Consider the following 17,051-nt stretch of genomic DNA (forward strand, 5'->3'; position numbering starts at 1 on the left):
CGTTGGCGAGCCTCCTTCGAAAGAGTGTGGTGGGACCGAATTGCTGCGGCAGGTGCTACTGGGCAGCCGGTGCGTCGGTGGCTGCTTCGCCACCGGCCGGAGCGGCGGCCTGGGTCAGCAGTTCCTGCTCCCACTCGGCGAGCGGCTCGCCTGCGGCTGCTTCCGGCTTGGCGTCGCCACCGGCAGCGCCGGCGCGGGCCTGCAGGCCCTCGGCGACGGCTGAGGCCACGACGCGGGTCAGCAGAGCAGCCGAACGGATGGCGTCGTCGTTGCCCGGGATCGGGTAGTCGACGAGATCGGGGTCGCAGTTGGTGTCCAGGATCGCGATGACCGGGATGTTCAGCTTGCGAGCCTCACCGACGGCGATGTGCTCCTTGTTGGTGTCGACGACCCACACGGCCGAGGGAACCTTGGCCATGTCGCGGATACCGCCGAGCGTGCGCTCGAGCTTGTTCTTCTCGCGGGTCAGCATCAAGATCTCCTTCTTGGTGCGACCCTCGAAGCCACCGGTCTGCTCCATGGTCTCCAGCTCCTTCATGCGCTGGAGACGCTTGTGCACGGTGTTGAAGTTGGTGAGCATGCCGCCGAGCCAACGCTGGTTCACGTAGGGCATACCGACGCGGGTGGCCTCAGCGGCGATGGACTCCTGAGCCTGCTTCTTGGTGCCGACGAACAGGATGGTGCCGCCGTGGGCGACGGTCTCCTTGACGAACTCGTAGGCCTTGTCGATGTAGGTCAGCGTCTGCTGCAGATCGATGATGTAGATGCCGTTGCGGTCGGTGAAGATGAATCGCTTCATCTTCGGGTTCCAACGGCGGGTCTGGTGCCCGAAGTGTGCGCCGCTGTCAAGCAGCTGCTTCATGGTCACGACAGCCATGAGATGTCCTTTTGTCGCAGTTGTCTGTCGACACCGGGTTGGTGTCGACCCTGGCGCCTGCCGGGCGAAATGTCACCCGATTCCGGTCGAGGACCGGGTCCGGGACTGCACATTCGGCGTGTTGTCGCAGGCGCGCGAAGTCACCCCATCAACAACCGATGAGGTGCGGACGAGAGTTTACGCGCGTCGACCAGCGAAAACCAAAACGCTCCGGGCCCCTGCCCGGGCGATGGATCCGGATCGCGCTCCGGTGCGTCCAACAGGAGTGCAGACCTCGGGTTCCCGCATCGCATCGGCGGCGTCCATCTTGTTGGTCATCCTGTGCTCGACGCCGTCGCAGGGTACCGCCGCGCCGCGTCCCTACTCGACTCCGCTGTCGCCCCGCCCCACCGTCGTGACCGGCTTCGATGCACCGGAGAAACGGTGGCAACCGGGTCACCGCGGCGTCGACTTCGCGGCCGTGGCCGGCGTCGCGGTCTCGGCCGCCGGCGCCGGTCGGGTGCGCTTCGCGGGCCGGGTCGCCGGCCGGCCGGTGGTCTCGGTGCAGCACCCGGACGGGCTGATCACCACCTACGAGCCCGTCGAGTCCACCGTCGACGAGGGTGACCACGTGTCCCGGGGCGAGCCGATCGGCACGCTCGTCGCCGGCCATCCGGGATGTCCGGTGCTGACATGTCTGCACTGGGGCGCTCGGCGCGGGGCTGGGCGCGAGGCCGAGTACCTCGATCCCCTGGGTCTGCTCGGAGCTGTGCGGGTGCGGCTCAAACCGCTGAACACCGGAGAACCCTGATCAGGCCCGGGGGTGCGCCTGACGGTGCACCGCGCGGAGGCGTTCGACGCTCACATGGGTGTAGATCTGCGTCGTCGCCAGTGAGGAGTGTCCGAGCAGTTCCTGCACGACGCGTAGGTCTGCGCCGCCTTCGAGGAGATGTGTCGCGGCGCTGTGGCGGAGTCCGTGCGGCCCCATCGCCGGGCCACCGGCCGCCCGGACCGCCTCGGACACCACCGATCGTGCCATCCGCTGGTCGAGCCTTCCGCCGCGTGCGCCGAGGAGCAGCGCCGGCCCCGAAGCCTCGGTGGCCAGCGCCGGACGCCCGCGTCGCAGCCAGTCGTCGATCGCCTTGGCCGCGGGTTCGCCGTAGGGCACGGACCGTTCCTTGTCGCCCTTGCCGATGACGCGCAGGATTCGACGCCCCGTGTCGATGTCGTCGATGTCGAGCCCGCACAGTTCGCCCACGCGAATCCCGCTGGCGTACAGCAACTCCAGGATCAACCGGTCCCGGAGTGCGATCGGGTCGCCGGGGTCGCGCTCCTGCGCGGTCGCTCCGATCGCGGCGTCGGCCTGTCCGGGTGCGAGGACGGCCGGCAGTGTGCGATGGGCTTTCGGCGCCTTGAGTCGCTGCGACGGGTCGCCGGCCATGATGCCCTCGCGAACCGCCCACGCGCAGAAGGTCTTCGCCGCGGACACCTGTCGCGCGATCGTCGTGCGGGCGGCGCCGCGTTGCGTCAACTCGGCCAGCCAGGCCCGCAGGAGGGCGAGGTCGATGTCCGTCGCGGCCACCCCTCGGGCACCCGCGAACGACAGCAACGCCCGCGCACCACCGACGTAGGCGCGGATGGTGTGTTCACTTCGGCCCTTCTCCAGGCGCAGGTGATCGGCGAAGTCGTCGAGCATGCCCGTCAGCACAGCGCGCGACGGGAGCAGGTGCAACCCCACACGCGGCGCCGTGGCCGGATCGATGCCTGGCGCGTGCCTATCAGCCGGCCCGCGCGGCTTCCTCGGCGGCGCGCAGCTCGGCCTTCCAGGTCCGGAAGCCCTCCTCCGTGCGGCCGCGGCGCCAGTATCCGGAGATCGATGCGTTGGCCGGGCCGACCTTGCGTTCCTTGCGGATGTAGCTGCGCAGATTGTGCATGACGGCCTGAGCTTCGCCGTGGATGAAGACATGCGGCTCGCCGTCGAGCCATTCCGCGTTGCGGACGGCCGCGATGAGAGGCGCGTTGTCACCGGCGACCGAGTCGTCGACCTCGCCGGCCGGTCCGCCGCGGTGGACCCAGACGATCTCCGCACCCGGGGGCGCGATGAGGTCGAGCTCGTCCTCGGGGCCGGCGACCTCGATGAACACCTTGGCGATCGCGTCGGCGGGGAGCGACTCGAGGGCTGCGGCCACGGCGGGCAGCCCGGCCTCGTCTGCGGCCAGGAGGTGCCACGGGGCATCCGACTTGGGCCGGTATCCGCTGCCCGGGCCGATGAACCGCACGGTCTCCCCCGGCTCCACCGATGCGGCCCACGGTCCGGCGACGCCCTCGTCACCGTGGACGACGAAATCGACGAGGATCTCGCGGGCCTGCGGGTCGACGCGGCGAACGGTGTAGGTGCGCAGGACCGGCTGCTGCTCGGGCGGCAGCGTCGACCGGACCTCGGAGAGGTCGAACGGCTCGGAGTAGGTCACGCCCTCCGGCGCGAAGATGAACTTCACGTACATGTCGGTGTCGGCGTCACCGGATGCACCGACCGCCACCTGGAAGTCGTCGAACCCCTCGCCGCCGAGGTACAGACGGACGAAGTGCTGGCTGATCTGCTCACGACGGAGCACCGTCATCGTGTTCACGCGCTTGGCCATGGAACCTCCTTGTCGCGTTCACCTTACGCCCACTACTTAGGCGAACCTAAGACGCGGTGCCGGTTCGTCAGGGGAAGTCGCCGGCAGCCCTTGTAAGGTTTTCGCACGATCAAGCGATGTGATTCGAGAGTTCGCAATTCTTTAGATCAGACGTCGCGAGACCCGACCAGAGGCGATTCCATGCCGGAGCAACCAGTGGAACCCCCATCCGTAGTGGAGAATGCTCCCGCCCGCAGCTCGCGTCTGGGCGCCGACGACTGGCTCGACGCCTCCGTGGAGGTCCTCCTCGAGGACGGCATCGAAGGTCTGAAGATCTCCCGCCTCAGCGCCCGGCTCGGGGTCACCAAAGGCAGTTTCTACTGGCATTTCACCGACATCGCGACGATGAAGTCCGAGCTCGCCGACCACTGTCGCAAGGGTCAGGCCGCCGCCGTGGCGCGGATGGTGGACCTCGAGGAACTCCCGCCGATCGAGCGCATCGAGGGCATGGCACAGCTCGTGTCCGATCCGCGCAGGTGGCGGATGGAGGCCGCGATGCGCCGGTGGGCCGAGACCGACGGATCGATCGCCGACTCGATCTCCGAACTCGACGGGCAGATCTTCCAGATGTCCCATCAGGCGATGCGCGAACTCGGCTTCGACGAACCCGAAGCGCATGCCCGCGCGACCACGCTGCTCTATGCGGGTATCGGCTTCGTCCACGCGCACGGACGGCTCGGCGAGGCGACGGCCGACGACCTGCGCATCTTCCTCGACATCCTGACGCGGAAGTGAGTCATCCGGCGGCCAGCCGCCACTGACCGCCGACGTTCTCCACCAGCCCCTCGACGTCGAGCCGTGCCAGTGCCGCCCGTACAGCCGGCAGCTCGAGTCCTGCCGCGAAGGCGATCTCCTCGATCCCGACACCACCCCGACCCGGGATCGCGTCGTGCACCCGCAACTGTTCGGCGCTGAGACCGTCGGTCGGTCTCACCCGTCCCCGGCCGATGTCTCCCCCGCCGTCGGGCCGGAGGAGGTTCACCGCCGACGCGACGTCGGAGACCAGCACCGCCAGGCCGTCGGCGATCATCCGATGACATCCAACCGAGGTCGCCGACGTCACCGGCCCGGGCACCGCACCGAGTGGCCGACCGAGTTTCCGGGCCCAGGCGGCGGTGTTCGCCGCGCCCGAACGTCTCCCTGCCTCCACGACGACGGTCGCCCCCGACAGTGACGCGACCAGCCGGTTGCGGGTGAGGAAGCGATGTTTGGCGGCCGTCGTGCCTGGCGGGTACTCGCTGATGATCGCGCCGGTTCGGGCGATCTCCGCGAGCAGCGCGGAATGTGCCGCCGGATAGTCGCGGTCGATGCCGCAGGCCATCACGGCCGCAGTCACCCCGCCGGCCGCAACGACGGCGCGATGTGCGACCCCATCGATCCCGAAGGCGCCGCCGGAGATCACCGCGAAGCCCTCACCCGAGAGTCCCGATGCCAGCGTTTGCGTGACGTGTGCGCCGTACGGGGACGCTGCACGCGAGCCGATGAGCGCGACCGAGGCGGTGGCGAGATCGTCGAGTCGGGCGGGGCCACGCACCCAGAGGGCCAGCGGTTCCCCACCGCGTGCGGCGGTGTCGGCTTGGCCGAGGGCGAGGAGGGACCAGGCCGGCCACTCGGGGTCGGATCTGGTGACCAGCCGTGCACCGATCGCGGCGGCCGCGTCGAGATCCTCGGTCGCACTGTGCGATTCGTATCGCGCCGCCGTCGCGGCCAGGACCGGCTCGTGGCCATCCGGGACAGCGCGGTTGCGGATCGCCGATGCGGCGTCCACCGGACCGACCTGATCCACCAGGGCGATCACGTCCGCGCACGGCGGTTCGGCCACGCGCGCCAGGTACGCCCACGCCGTCATCTCCGCCGGATACTTGTCACTCACCAGGTTGCTCCTCGGTCTCGATACAGAAGTGCTTGTGCGACATCGTCTTCGACGGGTCGGTCGGTGCCGCGTAGATCACTGAGGGTCCAGGCCAGTCGCAACGCACGGTCGGCGCCGCGGGCCGTCACGCGCCCGTCGCGGAGGAACAGTTCGATGGGCCGCAGGACGTCGGGCGGCAGCCGGAACTTCTGGCGTAGAGCGGCGCCCGGGACCTCGGCGTTGGTTCGCCAGCCGAATTCGGACCATCGCTCGACCGCAGCCGCACGCGCCGCGGTGACCCGGGCACGGACCTCGGCGCTCGACTCTCCCGTCCCGCTCATCAGCGCGGCGTTGCCCGGTGGATCCATGCGGACGCGGATGTCGACACGGTCCAGCAGTGGCCCCGACAGCTTGCCGAGGTACCGACGTCGCACGACGGCGGTGCATACGCAGTCGACATCGTGCGCGGGTGCGCACGGGCACGGATTCGCGGCGAGGATGAGCTGGAACCGCGCCGGGTACGACGCGACGCCGTCCCGCCGTGGCACGCGCACCTCGCCGTCTTCCAGTGGTTCCCGCAGAGATTCGAGGACTTTCGCGCTCATCTCGGCGCATTCGTCGAGGAACAAGACGCCCCGGTGCGCCTTGGAGACCGCACCCGGCCGCGCGAAGCCGGTACCGCCGCCGAGCAGCGCCGTCGTCGACGAACTGTGGTGCGGCGCGACGAACGGCGGCTCGGTGATCAGCGGGCGTCCCGGTGACAGCTCCCCCACGAGCGAGTGGATGGCCGTCACCTCGAGCGAGTCCTCGATACCGAGCGGTGGCAGGATGCCGGGCAGTCGTCGGGCCAGCATCGTCTTGCCGATGCCCGGCGACCCGGTCATGAGAACATGATGTGCTCCGGCCGCGGCGATCTCGAGTGCGTGCCGCGCCTCGTGCTGGCCCACCACGTCGGCCATGTCCGGGATCGGCGGAGGCTTCGTGGGCGCTGTCCGATGGAAGTTGTCGAGTACGAGGTCACCCGCGAGCCAGGCCGCCACCTCCTTGAGACTCGACGCTCCCCCGACGTCCACCCCCTCGACCAGCGCGGCCTCGGCCACCGTCTCGATCGGTACCACCGCACGCCGATATCCCGCCTGCCGCGCGGCGATCACCGCCGGCAGTACCCCTCGGATCGGCCGGACGTTCCCGTCGAGTCCGAGTTCGCCGAGGAAGATCGTCGACGTCAGCTTCTCCGACGACACCTGTTCTGTCGCAGCCAGAACCGCGATCGCCATGGCCACGTCGAAACCCGAACCGACCTTCGGCATGTCCGCCGGCGACAACGCCACCGTCACCTTCAGGTCGGGGAACTTGAACCCCGAGTTCTTGACCGCTGCCCGCACCCGATCGCGCGCCTCGCGCACCGACGGATCGGGGTTACCGGTCACCGCGAAGCCGGGCAGCCCCGACCCGACGCTCGCCTGCACGTCGACCACCCGCGCGGCAAAGGCATTGAGCCCCACCGACTGTGTTTGCCCCAACATGCGACTCAGTCTCTGCGGAAACTGCCGGCGCGAACGGCGCCGCGGCTCCCCGCCGAACTATATGTGGATCGGTACGGAGTTATCCACCGCCTCGGACTACGGCACCGGATCGTCGATGAAGACCTTGAGCGTGCGACCGTCGTCCTGATAGCTCAGTTCGATCGAGACGTCATGTCTGGTGTAGACGCGACCGCGACCACCGGTCGTGTGATCGATGACCTCGAAGCGCGTGACTTTCTCGTACTCGGACATTCGAGAATAATCTTGCATCGGTGCGTACTGAGTCGAGTGAATTTCTTCAACGAAGTCGGCGAATAGTGCTGCTGCACAACTATGTAACGAGACAAAACCTGTGGATGGAAATCCGATCTTGTCGGTGGCGGGGTCTACATTGGTTTCAGCAGGTTAGCCAGCCGTTCGGGCCGGCACCGCAACACCACTGGGGGCAGGGTGTCGGGGAAGCAGAACGATCCAACAGGCGGGTCTCTCGCCGGGATCGATCCTGCCCACCCCTACGACGCCGACATGTACTCCCTTATGGACGAACTCAAAGCGTCACAGCGCCGCGAATCCCACGAACACTGGACCCGCTATCAGACGGTGCACGCGATCGCGGAACGCTGCATGAGCACCCGCAACACCTTCGGCGGCGGGATCGTTGTCACCGGTGAGGCCGACTGCGTCCAGCGGGTGTCGCGCCAGTTGTCTTTGACACGGCGCCAAGCCGAGATCCTCATCGACGAAACCATCACCCTGCACGAGAACCTGCCCGAGGTACTGGACACCCTGCGCGATGGCATCACCACCCGGTGGCAACTTCAAGTCATCCTGTCCCGCACCGCACTCGTACCGGCAGACTCGTCGATCACTCCCACCCTCGACGCCGACATCGCCGCCACCCTCCGCAACAAGAAAGGCTCGTGGACACGAGCCCGCCTGCGCGACATGGTCGACCGCCTCGTCTTCCGTCACGACCCAGACCTGGTCCGCGAACGCCGCAAAGAAGCGCTCGACAACCGAGGGATGTATACCCACACCCTCGACGACGGCACCGCCGAGATCACCGGCGTGATGGCCGCGGAGAACGTGCGTATCGCCGCCAAGGCCGTTCGCGTACTGGCAGATTCGGTCTGCAAGCACGACGGTCGCACCGTCGGACAACGCAACTCCGACGCGATGTTCGCCCTCCTGACCGGCATCCTGTTCGAATGCTGCTGCGATCGTCACGACTGCACAGCCGAGATACCCGAACCCGGGGCGGCCGTCGCGGCGGTACGCAGCGAGATCATCATCCACGTCGTCACCGATGCCGCGACACTGAACGGCGCACCCGGGATCGCCTGGATCGACGCCCACGGCGTCATCTCCGACGAGCACGTCCGCGACCTCGCCAACCGACCCGACGCCACCATCAAACCCGTGACTCCGGCCCGCACGGCATCCATACGAGTTGCGGCCGAAACACCCTCGCCGCCAATCGACCACGATGAGCGTGACGCACAAACCCGCGAAGCCAGACGCCCGCAACCCACGGCCACTCCGATCGAGAAGCCGACCGCTCCGAACGTTGCCGAAGCACCGTCATCGGATGCGATAGTCGTCTATCCCGGCTCCCAGCCATCCCACCCGTACCGCCCGACCACCGCGTGCGCCGACTTCGTCCGCATCCGCGACGGCTACTGCACCGAACCGGGTTGCGAGCGGTCGTCCTTCGACTGCGACCTCGACCACGTCGCCGAGTTCGACCATCAACGCCCCACCCGCGGTGGACTCACCTCGAGTGAGAACCTCAATCCCAAATGCCGCTTCGGACATCTACACAAAACCTTCGGTGACTGGATCGACGTCCAGTACCGCGACGACGAGGGCCGTCTGGTCACCGAGTACGTCACCCCGGAGGGCTACCGCATTCGCGGCGACGCCGAAACCCTCGAAGACCTCTTCCCCAACCTGCACCGCATTCGCTTCGAACAACCCGCCCAAGCCCCACCCACACCACGGGTCATCACCGGTGACGACAACCCGTTGCCGACCAACCGAACCGCCGCGAAACACGCCCGGCGGCGAGCCGAACGCGCCCGCAACCGACGAGAACGCGAACGCCGCGAGCAGATCGACGGACCGGCGCCGTTCTGATCGATCGCCGTCGCTAAGCTCGACAACCGATGACCGACGGAACTTTCGACGACAGGTTCGTCGACGATCTCGACCGACTCTTCCGCTGGCGACGCGACGTCCGCCGGTTCAGTCGCGAACCGCTCGAACCGCATCTCCTCCCCGAGATCCTCGCAGCGGCAGAGCTTTCGCCGTCCGTCGGTAACAGCCAGCCCTGGCGGTGGGTCGAGGTGCAGACCCGGTCGGCGCGGGAGGCCGTACGCGACAGCTTCGTCCGCTGCAACAGCGAGGCGCTCGACGGCCACACCGGTGAACGCGCACAGCTGTATTCGTCACTCAAGCTCGCCGGACTCGACGACGCACCTGTCCACCTCGCCGTGTTCTGCGAACCCGATCCCGACCAGGGCCACGGCCTGGGTCGCCAAACCGTGCCGGAAACGCTCGAATACTCGGTCGTCACCGCGATCACCACCATGTGGCTCGCCGCCCGGGCCCGCGGCGTCGGAATCGGCTGGGTGTCCATCCTCGACCCGAACGAGGTGACTGCCGCCCTTGCGGTCCCGCCTACGTGGAAGCTGGTCGCCTACCTCTGCATCGGCTATCCCGACCAAAAGAACGACGTCCCCGAACTCGAACGGGTCGGCTGGCAGTCCCGCACCGAGTCGGAGAAGCGGCACCTCATTCGCTGACACCGGATCGTGACCGATCTCGGAGTCTTCCGTGACACAACTCTAGTAACAATGGTCACGTCAATAACTTCAGCAACACCTGTCACACGGAGGTCTGAGTGCCCAGCCGTTTCACCAAGGGTGTCCGACTGGCGCTGGCGGGAGCCTTCGCAATCGGTACCTCCGCGATCGTCCTGACCGCCGGTACCGGTATCGCAGAGGCCGCACCGTGCGGCAACTCCGGCGCCGGTTCGAGTCTTCTCGGAACCGGTTCGTCGGGCAGCACCAACGCCCCTGCGGCCGGACCCCAGGGCCCGCTGCCCGTCTACAACGGGAACATCTCCAAGGTCCTCAGCTGGGTCACCGGTCCGCGTAGCAACAACAACACGTACGACCGCTTCGGTATCAGCGGCACCGACCTGGGCATCGCCTGGGACAACGGCCGCGGGCAGACGTTGATGGCATTCGGCGACACCTTCGGCAACTGCACCGCCGTCGGCCAGGAATGGCGCCACAACGTCCTGCTGCGCACGAACGACGACGACTTCAGCGACGGCAAGATCACCATCCCGAACGGCGTCGCCGGCGACGAGAACTCGGGCACCGTGATCAGGGGTCGCGCGAACTACGCCGAGGAACTCATTCCGTCGCTGGGCATCTCGAACATCGAGGTCACCACGATCCCCACGGCGGCGATCTCGCTGCCCCACGGCAACGGGTTCCGGCAGTACATCAACTACATGTCGGTCCGCTCATGGGGTTCGGCGGGCAACTGGATCACCAACTACTCGGGTATCGCCTACTCGGACAACAACGGTCAGACGTGGACGAGCGACCCCGACACCATCCTCATCAACGCGCCGATCGACCTCGAACTCCCCGGCAACCTCCGCGCAATCGACGTCAACAACGGAAAGTTCCAGCAGAACGCCTACATGCGCGGACGGCCCGGCACCGACGAAGAGGACTACATCTACCAGTTCGGTACGCCCAACGGCCGTTTCGGCGCCGCGTTCCTGGCGCGGTTCAAGCCGGAGGACATCCTCGACCTCGGCAGGTACGAGTACTGGTCCGGCGAGCGCATCGGATGGGTCGACAGCATCAGCGACATCCACGACACCGAAGGCGTCGTCGCCCGCCAACCGGTCAGCGAACTGTCCGTCGCCTGGAGCCCGTACCTGAACAAATACATCATGCTCGACGGCGACAACGGCATCCGGCTCCGCACCGCAGATCATCCTGAGGGTCCGTGGAGCTCGCCGCGCAACATCGTGGCCCCCGGCAACCCGGTGGTCTACGGACCGATGATGCTGCCGACCTCGCCGGCACTGACGGGCACCGGAAAAGAGCTGTACTTCAACGCCTCACGCTGGAGCGACTACAACGTGATGCTCATCCGCTCCGACCTCGGCAAGCTGTAGCCGCCCTCGGGAACCACGTCGAGAACTCACTCGTGGACCCCGCGGTGGTGCCTCACACGCGCCGCCGCGGGGTCATCTGGGGTGAAGCCGTCCAACTGCACGCTGATGACGTCGAACCGAATCTGTCCCCAGCGTCGTTCCTGCCCCGCGAGCCAGGCACGGGTCAGCCGCCGTATCCGGGCGAGCTTGTCCGGGGTCACGGCCATCACGGCATCGTCGAAGGTGCGACTGGCACGCGTCTTCACCTCGACGACCACCAGCGTCGGACCAGCCGGGCCACAAGGGTCGACGGCGATCAGGTCGAGCTCGCCATATCGGTTGCGCCAGTTGCGTTCCAGCACGGCCCACCCCAGTGAACCGACGAACTCGGCGGCGAGGTCCTCCCCCAGCTTGCCCACGTGCGCACGGCGGTTGCTCATACTCTGAAGGGTCCCCGAACACGATTCGGCCGCGGCGGGAGAACACCCGCCGCGGCCGAATCTGTGGAGAACGATCGACTCACCAACATCGCGTCGTCGACGCCTCGGGGCACGTTCACCCCATGAGAGTTCAGGGCTCGTCGGGAAGCCGCAGTTCCGGCTTCTCGAGCTCCTCGATGTTGACGTCCTTGAAGGTGATCACGCGAACCTGCTTGACGAAGCGCGCCGGCCGGTACATGTCCCAGACCCAGGCGTCGCTCATCCGGAGTTCGAAGTACACCTCGCCGTCGGTGTTGCGGGGAATCATCTCGACCGCGTTGGCAAGGTAGAAGCGCCGCTCGGTCTCCACCACGTAGGTGAACTGGCCGACAATGTCCTTGTACTCGCGATACAGAGAGAGTTCCATCTCGGTTTCGTACTTCTCGAGATCCTCAGCACTCATCCTGTAAGCCTATCCCTGTTGTCGTTTGCGCTGGAGACCACTCGTGCCGCGACGTTACGGTACGACATGCGGTGTTGTGGTGACGGTCCCGCCGCATCGATGCGGGACATGTGAAGAGCTGTGCTGTATCCCTTGTGGATCGCGAAATCGTATCCGGGCAGGTCGGCGTCCATCGCGACCATGATCCGATCCCGCGTCACCTTCGCGATGATGCTCGCGGCGGCGATGCAGGCAGCGGCCCCGTCTCCCCCGATCACCGGCAGCGACGGCGCGGTGAGCCCCGGGACGGCGAAACCGTCGGACAGCACATATCCGGGAGTCACGTCGAGTGCCGCGACCGCTCGACGCATGCCCTCGATGTTCGCGACATGGATGCCGATCCGGTCGATCTCCGCGGCGTCGATGATCACCGCGCTCCACGCATGTGCGTACCGGGTCACCGATCGGTAGAGCGTCTCCCGGGTCTTCTCGGTGAGCCGCTTGGAGTCGTCGAGGTCGGCAAGCGAGGCCAGCTGCGTCGGTTTCAGCACGCACGCCGCGACCACCAGCGGCCCGGCACACGCGCCGCGCCCGGCCTCGTCGACCCCGGCGACCGGGCCGAGGCCCTGACGGTGGAGCGCGAATTCGAAGGTCCGCAGTCCGGCTGCACGACGAACAGGCGAACGCGGTGGCCAGCGACTCATGGTTTGAGCAATCCCCACATGGTCATTGCTGGGGATTGATCGAACCGACACCACCGATCCGCGAGAAAGGATAGATGATGGTCCGGACCTTGCCGCGGATGTCGCTGGCCGGGACGGTGCCCTGGTACTGGTCATCGACGTGATAGCGCGAATCCTGTGAGTTCAGGCGGTTGTCACCCATCACCCACACATTGCCCTCCGGTACCTTTATCGGACCGAAGTCCGGGCCGAGGCACGGAGGCAGCTTGTCGCTGACACCGGAATCGGGCCCGTAGGCCGCGAGGGTCTCGCGCTGCAACTCCATGTTGATGTACGGCTCGCGCAGCGGCTTGCCGTCGACCTTCACGCCGACGCCCTCGTCGTTGCGGCATTCGATGGTCTGCCCGCCGGTCGCGATCACGCGCTTGACGAGGTTGTTCTCGTCGGGCGGGGCAAAACCGAACCACGACAGCGCATCCTGCGCCTTGTGCATGACCGGGTTGGTCGAGCGCGGCGACACCCAGGCGCCGTTCCACGACTCCGACGGTCCCTTGAAGACGACGACGTCACCGGGCTCGGGGTCGCCGAAGCGGTAGACCATCTTGTCGATGACGATGCGATCGTTGGTGCACCCGTCGCAACCGATGAGAGTCGACTCCATCGACTCCGACGGGATGACGTACTGCCGGCCGATGAAGGTCTGCAGCAGCCAGGTGAGGAGCAGGACGCACCCCACGATGATCGCGACCTCGCGCAAGAGCGAGCCGGAACCCGACTTGCTCGTGGCGTCCTCGGTCTCGTCCGGATCGGACTTCAACCGCCAGGGACGCTTCTCGCCGTCGTTGCCGTCGGTGTCAAGGTCGCGATCGTCGCTGGGTCGCTGTGTGTCGGCCACCTAGTCAGGGTAGACGCGTCAGCGCTTTTCCTTGATCTTTGCGGCCTTGCCACGCAGATCGCGCAGGTAGTAGAGCTTGGCGCGACGGACGTCACCGCGGGTGAGGACGTCGATCTTGGCGATGTTCGGGCTGTGCACCGGGAAGGTGCGCTCAACGCCGACGCCGAAGGACACCTTGCGGACGGTGAAGGTCTCGCGGACGCCGCCTCCCTGGCGACGGATCACGACACCCTTGAACACCTGGACGCGTTCCTTGCTGCCCTCGATGACCTTGACGTGGACGTCGAGGGTGTCGCCGGGGCCGAACTCCGGGACATCGTCGCGGAGGGACTGCTTGTCGAGGAAGTCGAGCGTGTTCATTGATTGGGTCCTATTCTGGCGTGAACGTTGAGCAGAGGAACCTGGCGGGCCATGTGGCTTCGAACCGGTTCATACTCCGAGTCGTCGGTGCCCGTCACACGGGACAGGCAACCCGACTATTGTGCCAGAGACACCCCGGTCCGACGAAATCCCCGGTCAGCCCTACGAACCGGGCGCCATCGCGACCACCTCGGCGGACCGCAGCGCCGCCACAGTGGCCGAATCCATCGGAGTGGCGGCGGCGATCGCCGTGGGGGTGACCCCCGAACTCGCCATGTGTTCGACGATCGCGAGTTCGGGTGCCCGCCCGTTCGCGGTCAGCGCCTCGTCGTCGGCGAGTTCGAGCCCCACGCGCTGGTACGGCTGCGGATCGTTGGTACCGACGACGACCACGCGACGCCCGCGGGCTCCGACGCCGACGCCGACGGCGGTGCGGAACCAGCCCGCGATGGCCGGCGGCACCGTCGACTGCAGGGTGTCGGCGCGGCGTTGCAGCCAGGTCAGGTCTCCCCCGGCGGTGTGTCGGTCGGTGGGTGAGGCGGCGATGCCGATGGTGGTACCCAGTCCGGCGGCGGCCACGCCGGCAGCGCCCATCGCACCCATCGGTGCGAAGGGCATCATCCCGCTGGTCGCCGCGGGCGGGGTCCCGCCGGCGGATTGCCCGGCCTCCTCCGACCGTTGGGTGTGGTCGTCGCCGGCTGCCGTCAGGGCCAGACGACCGGCGCTCGCCGCACTCACCCGCCACGAGTCGTCGCCGACCTCGGCGAAGACCTCGGCACGCTGCCGGTCACGGTCCGCGACGAGGGCGATCGTCGTCATCTGCTGTTCGGTCTCCACGACCACGTCGGCGTAGGTGTCCAAGGACGCCGCCATGGCGCGAAGCCGTGCGGCCACGTGCGGCAGCGACTCCGGCCCGGTGCCGGTGACGCGACCGAGCCCGTCGACGAGCGCGTCGCCGAACTCTCCCTCGGCGGTCCCGCCACCGATCGCCGGTGAGGAGTACGCGGCGGTCGCCGAGACGACCACGTCGGTGACCCGCTCCACGGATTCGGCGAGGGCTCGCGCGCGTCGTGCGGCCTCACGGAGCGACGTCGGGTCCGCACCCGGCCACACGCCCGGTGCGAGGTCGTCCGCGATCTGTCGGGGCGCGGAGCTCACCGGGGCTCACCGGATTCGAAGGCGGTTGCGGCGTCGGCATCGGCGGAGGCGAGGGACTCGACGCCGCAGGTGAGCGCCCGCCGGTGCTCGGCGAGGCGGGCGACCGCGGTGCGCAGCAATTCACTCGATTCGGCGCTCGCGGGACCGAAACCCCGCCGGAAGGCCGTCGCGCCCTCCCCGACCCCGACCGCGGTGTTGATGTCGGCGAGCAGTTCGACGAGCTCGGCGTGCACTGTGCCAAGCCGTGACTCGGCACTGGCCAGCCGGGCGGACAGATCGGCCGCGGTCCCCACGTCCGCGGCGATCCGGTTCCGGCGCCCTCCAGCCGTCATCCGGGGTCCCGAGCGGTGTCGAAACGGGCAGGGCCGAGACGGGCGTCGGCGTAGTCCACCCCGGGACCCGTTGCGGCAGCGAGAAGTTCGCCGCGCCGCGAACTCAGCGCATGGTCCGCTTCGGCGATCAGCGTGGTGAGCAGTTCGGAGAGCTGGTCGGCACGGTAGCGACGCAGGGCGGTGGGATCGATCGAGATGTCGACGGCGAGACCGCGGGCGTTGACGGTGACGGCGACGAGCCGGTCGCGGCTGATCGCCCGGGAGGTCAGCTCCGACAACGCGGCACGGGTCTGCGCGAGTTCGGCACGCTGCCGGTCGAGATCCTCGACCATGGCCTCATAGCCCTGCACTTGCCCTCCCCCGTGCGTTCGAGTTGTGCCGAATCCTAGCGGGGATCCGACTCCGGGTCATCGTGGGGATTCACAGGCTCGGTGAGGAGATCCGGGCGGCGAACGCGAGTCCGCTCGAGAGCCTGCTCGTGCCGCCACTGCGCGACCTTCGCATGATCGCCGCTGAGGAGTACCGGCGGGACATCGAGCCCGCGCCAGCTCACCGGACGCGTGTAACTCGGCCCTTCGAGGAGTCCGTCGGAGAACGAATCCTCTTGATGCGAACGAGGATTCCCGAGGACACCGTCGATGAGCCGGACGGTCGCCTCGATCATCGCCATCACCGCGACCTCGCCGCCGATGAGGACGAAGTCGCCGAGGGAGACCTCTTCGACGCGCACCCGGCGGGCCGCGTCGGCGAAGACACGCTGGTCGATGCCCTCGTAGCGGCCGCAGGCGAAGACGAGGTGATTCTCGGTGCTCCACCGCTGGGCGGTCGCCTGCGTGAACGGCACCCCGGCCGGGGTCGGCACGACGAGAAGCGCGTCGTCGGGACACACGTCGTCGAGACACGGCCCCCACACCTCGGGCTTCATGACCATGCCGGGTCCGCCGCCGTACGGCGAGTCGTCGACGCTGCGGTGCACATCGTGCGTCCAGTTCCGCAGGTCGTGGACGTCGACGCTGATGCGGCCGGCGTCGATCGCCTTGCCCAGCAACGCAACCCGGAGCGGGTCGAGGTATTCGGGGAAGATCGAGACGATGTCGAGGCGCATCACTTCGCGCCGTCGGCCGAGTCCGGATCGAGGAGACCCTCGGGCGGGTCGATGACGATCAGTTCGCGGGTCACCGTCGGCACGATCTCCCGCACGAACGGGATGAGGACCTCACGCTTGTCGGGGGTGCGCACCGACAGCAGCTCGCCACCGGGCATGTGCAGGACCGATTCGACGACGCCGACCTCGGCGCCGTCGGCGAGCTGGACCGGGACGCCTTCGAGTTCGTGGTCGTAGAACTCGTCCGGGTCGTCGGACGGCTCGACCTCCGAGGAGTCGATGAGGAACAAGGTGCCGCGCAGGGCGTCGGCCGCATCGCGACCGGCGATGCCGTCGAGAGACACCAACAGCCGCCCGGAATGTTCCCGGGCGGCTGTCACGGTGAATCCACGTTCTCCGCCACCGCGCGGCAGTCGGCCGCGCAGGACCGAGCCGCGAGCAAAACGCAGCTCGGGCTCATCGGTACGGACGTCGACGACGAGTTCGCCCCGAATGCCGTGCGACTTCACGACGCGTCCGACGACGAGATCCACGATGCGTTCGTCCTGCGAGCCGGCCG

Annotated in this window: 21 protein-coding genes; 5 read left to right on the forward strand and 16 right to left on the reverse strand. The window is 67.6% G+C overall.

Annotated features, from left to right (window positions below):
• Nucleotides 1-55: 55 nt before the first annotated feature.
• Entirely contained in the window at nt 56-877 is an 822-nt protein-coding gene (gene rpsB, locus RVF83_RS20475; protein WP_005198990.1) for a 30S ribosomal protein S2, read from the reverse strand.
• 304 nt (nt 878-1,181) lie between these two features.
• Here rpsB and RVF83_RS20480 point away from each other — a divergent pair, with 304 nt between their 5' ends.
• The gene (locus tag RVF83_RS20480; RefSeq protein WP_255220665.1) at nt 1,182-1,667 is read left to right on the forward strand and encodes a M23 family metallopeptidase; all 486 of its coding nucleotides are present in this window, start codon (nt 1,182-1,184) and stop codon (nt 1,665-1,667) included.
• Here the strand turns inward: RVF83_RS20480 and RVF83_RS20485 are convergent, their stop codons facing one another.
• The gene (locus RVF83_RS20485; RefSeq protein WP_039880569.1) at nt 1,668-2,552 is read right to left on the reverse strand and encodes a tyrosine recombinase XerC; all 885 of its coding nucleotides are present in this window, start codon (nt 2,550-2,552) and stop codon (nt 1,668-1,670) included.
• Nucleotides 2,553-2,634: 82 nt separating this feature from the next.
• Complete coding sequence (locus RVF83_RS20490) at nt 2,635-3,498, reverse strand: siderophore-interacting protein (RefSeq protein WP_005198987.1); 864 nt, start codon at nt 3,496-3,498, stop codon at nt 2,635-2,637.
• A gap of 180 nt (nt 3,499-3,678) precedes the next feature.
• Between RVF83_RS20490 and RVF83_RS20495 the strand changes: the two genes are divergently transcribed.
• Nucleotides 3,679-4,272, forward strand: coding sequence for a TetR/AcrR family transcriptional regulator (locus tag RVF83_RS20495; RefSeq protein WP_039880526.1), 594 nt, complete (start codon nt 3,679-3,681; stop codon nt 4,270-4,272).
• Between the two features lies 1 nt (nt 4,273).
• On the opposite strand, the gene dprA is transcribed toward RVF83_RS20495, so the two are convergent.
• The 3 genes from dprA to RVF83_RS20510 form a co-directional block, all read right to left on the reverse strand.
• Nucleotides 4,274-5,410 carry a DNA-processing protein DprA gene (gene dprA / locus RVF83_RS20500; RefSeq protein ID WP_005198985.1) on the reverse strand — a complete coding sequence of 379 codons (1,137 nt, stop codon included), beginning with the start codon at nt 5,408-5,410 and terminating at the stop codon, nt 4,274-4,276.
• Nucleotides 5,407-6,915: a YifB family Mg chelatase-like AAA ATPase gene (locus RVF83_RS20505; protein ID WP_005198984.1), complete on the reverse strand. Its 1,509-nt coding sequence runs from the start codon at nt 6,913-6,915 to the stop codon at nt 5,407-5,409. The genes dprA and RVF83_RS20505 overlap by 4 nt, the downstream gene beginning before the upstream one ends.
• Before the next feature lie 96 nt (nt 6,916-7,011).
• Complete coding sequence (locus RVF83_RS20510; RefSeq protein ID WP_005198983.1) at nt 7,012-7,167, reverse strand: hypothetical protein; 156 nt, start codon at nt 7,165-7,167, stop codon at nt 7,012-7,014.
• A 273-nt stretch (nt 7,168-7,440) separates the two neighbouring features.
• Between RVF83_RS20510 and RVF83_RS20515 the strand changes: the two genes are divergently transcribed.
• The 3 genes from RVF83_RS20515 (at nt 7,441) to RVF83_RS20525 (ending at nt 11,119) form a co-directional block, all read left to right on the forward strand.
• A complete protein-coding gene (locus tag RVF83_RS20515) occupies nt 7,441-9,051 on the forward strand; it encodes an HNH endonuclease signature motif containing protein (protein WP_247602427.1) in 1,611 nt (536 codons plus the stop codon).
• A 29-nt stretch (nt 9,052-9,080) separates the two neighbouring features.
• Entirely contained in the window at nt 9,081-9,719 is a 639-nt protein-coding gene (gene bluB / locus RVF83_RS20520; protein ID WP_005198981.1) for a 5,6-dimethylbenzimidazole synthase, read from the forward strand.
• A gap of 98 nt (nt 9,720-9,817) precedes the next feature.
• Nucleotides 9,818-11,119, forward strand: a complete 1,302-nt coding sequence (locus RVF83_RS20525) for a DUF4185 domain-containing protein (RefSeq protein ID WP_005198980.1) — start codon at nt 9,818-9,820, stop codon at nt 11,117-11,119.
• Between the two features lie 26 nt (nt 11,120-11,145).
• Here RVF83_RS20525 and RVF83_RS20530 read toward each other — a convergent pair whose 3' ends face one another.
• The 10 genes from RVF83_RS20530 to rimM all read right to left on the reverse strand — a co-directional run bounded on the left by RVF83_RS20530 (nt 11,146) and on the right by rimM (nt 17,025).
• Nucleotides 11,146-11,538 carry a YraN family protein gene (locus RVF83_RS20530; RefSeq protein WP_005198979.1) on the reverse strand — a complete coding sequence of 131 codons (393 nt, stop codon included), beginning with the start codon at nt 11,536-11,538 and terminating at the stop codon, nt 11,146-11,148.
• Between the two features lie 130 nt (nt 11,539-11,668).
• Nucleotides 11,669-11,980, reverse strand: coding sequence for a DUF2469 domain-containing protein (locus RVF83_RS20535; protein ID WP_005198978.1), 312 nt, complete (start codon nt 11,978-11,980; stop codon nt 11,669-11,671).
• The gene (locus RVF83_RS20540) at nt 11,977-12,663 is read right to left on the reverse strand and encodes a ribonuclease HII (RefSeq protein WP_005198977.1); all 687 of its coding nucleotides are present in this window, start codon (nt 12,661-12,663) and stop codon (nt 11,977-11,979) included. The genes RVF83_RS20535 and RVF83_RS20540 overlap by 4 nt, the downstream gene beginning before the upstream one ends.
• Before the next feature lie 22 nt (nt 12,664-12,685).
• Nucleotides 12,686-13,537 carry a signal peptidase I gene (gene lepB / locus RVF83_RS20545; protein ID WP_005198976.1) on the reverse strand — a complete coding sequence of 284 codons (852 nt, stop codon included), beginning with the start codon at nt 13,535-13,537 and terminating at the stop codon, nt 12,686-12,688.
• 18 nt (nt 13,538-13,555) lie between these two features.
• Nucleotides 13,556-13,897 carry a 50S ribosomal protein L19 gene (gene rplS, locus RVF83_RS20550; protein ID WP_005198975.1) on the reverse strand — a complete coding sequence of 114 codons (342 nt, stop codon included), beginning with the start codon at nt 13,895-13,897 and terminating at the stop codon, nt 13,556-13,558.
• Nucleotides 13,898-14,059: 162 nt separating this feature from the next.
• Complete coding sequence (locus RVF83_RS20555) at nt 14,060-15,055, reverse strand: hypothetical protein (RefSeq protein WP_005198974.1); 996 nt, start codon at nt 15,053-15,055, stop codon at nt 14,060-14,062.
• Complete coding sequence (locus tag RVF83_RS20560) at nt 15,052-15,387, reverse strand: hypothetical protein (RefSeq protein ID WP_005198973.1); 336 nt, start codon at nt 15,385-15,387, stop codon at nt 15,052-15,054. Before RVF83_RS20560 ends, RVF83_RS20555 begins: the two co-directional genes overlap by 4 nt.
• On the reverse strand, nt 15,384-15,737 hold the full coding sequence (locus RVF83_RS20565; protein WP_005198972.1) for a YbaB/EbfC family nucleoid-associated protein: 354 nt from the start codon (nt 15,735-15,737) through the stop codon (nt 15,384-15,386). Before RVF83_RS20565 ends, RVF83_RS20560 begins: the two co-directional genes overlap by 4 nt.
• 35 nt (nt 15,738-15,772) lie before the next feature.
• Nucleotides 15,773-16,492 carry a tRNA (guanosine(37)-N1)-methyltransferase TrmD gene (gene trmD, locus RVF83_RS20570; RefSeq protein ID WP_005198971.1) on the reverse strand — a complete coding sequence of 240 codons (720 nt, stop codon included), beginning with the start codon at nt 16,490-16,492 and terminating at the stop codon, nt 15,773-15,775.
• On the reverse strand, nt 16,492-17,025 hold the full coding sequence (rimM, locus tag RVF83_RS20575) for a ribosome maturation factor RimM (protein WP_005198970.1): 534 nt from the start codon (nt 17,023-17,025) through the stop codon (nt 16,492-16,494). Before rimM ends, trmD begins: the two co-directional genes overlap by 1 nt.
• Between the last annotated feature and the right edge of the window lie 26 nt (nt 17,026-17,051).

The sequence above is a fragment of the Gordonia rubripertincta genome (genome assembly GCF_038024875.1).
Classification (GTDB): domain Bacteria; phylum Actinomycetota; class Actinomycetes; order Mycobacteriales; family Mycobacteriaceae; genus Gordonia; species Gordonia rubripertincta.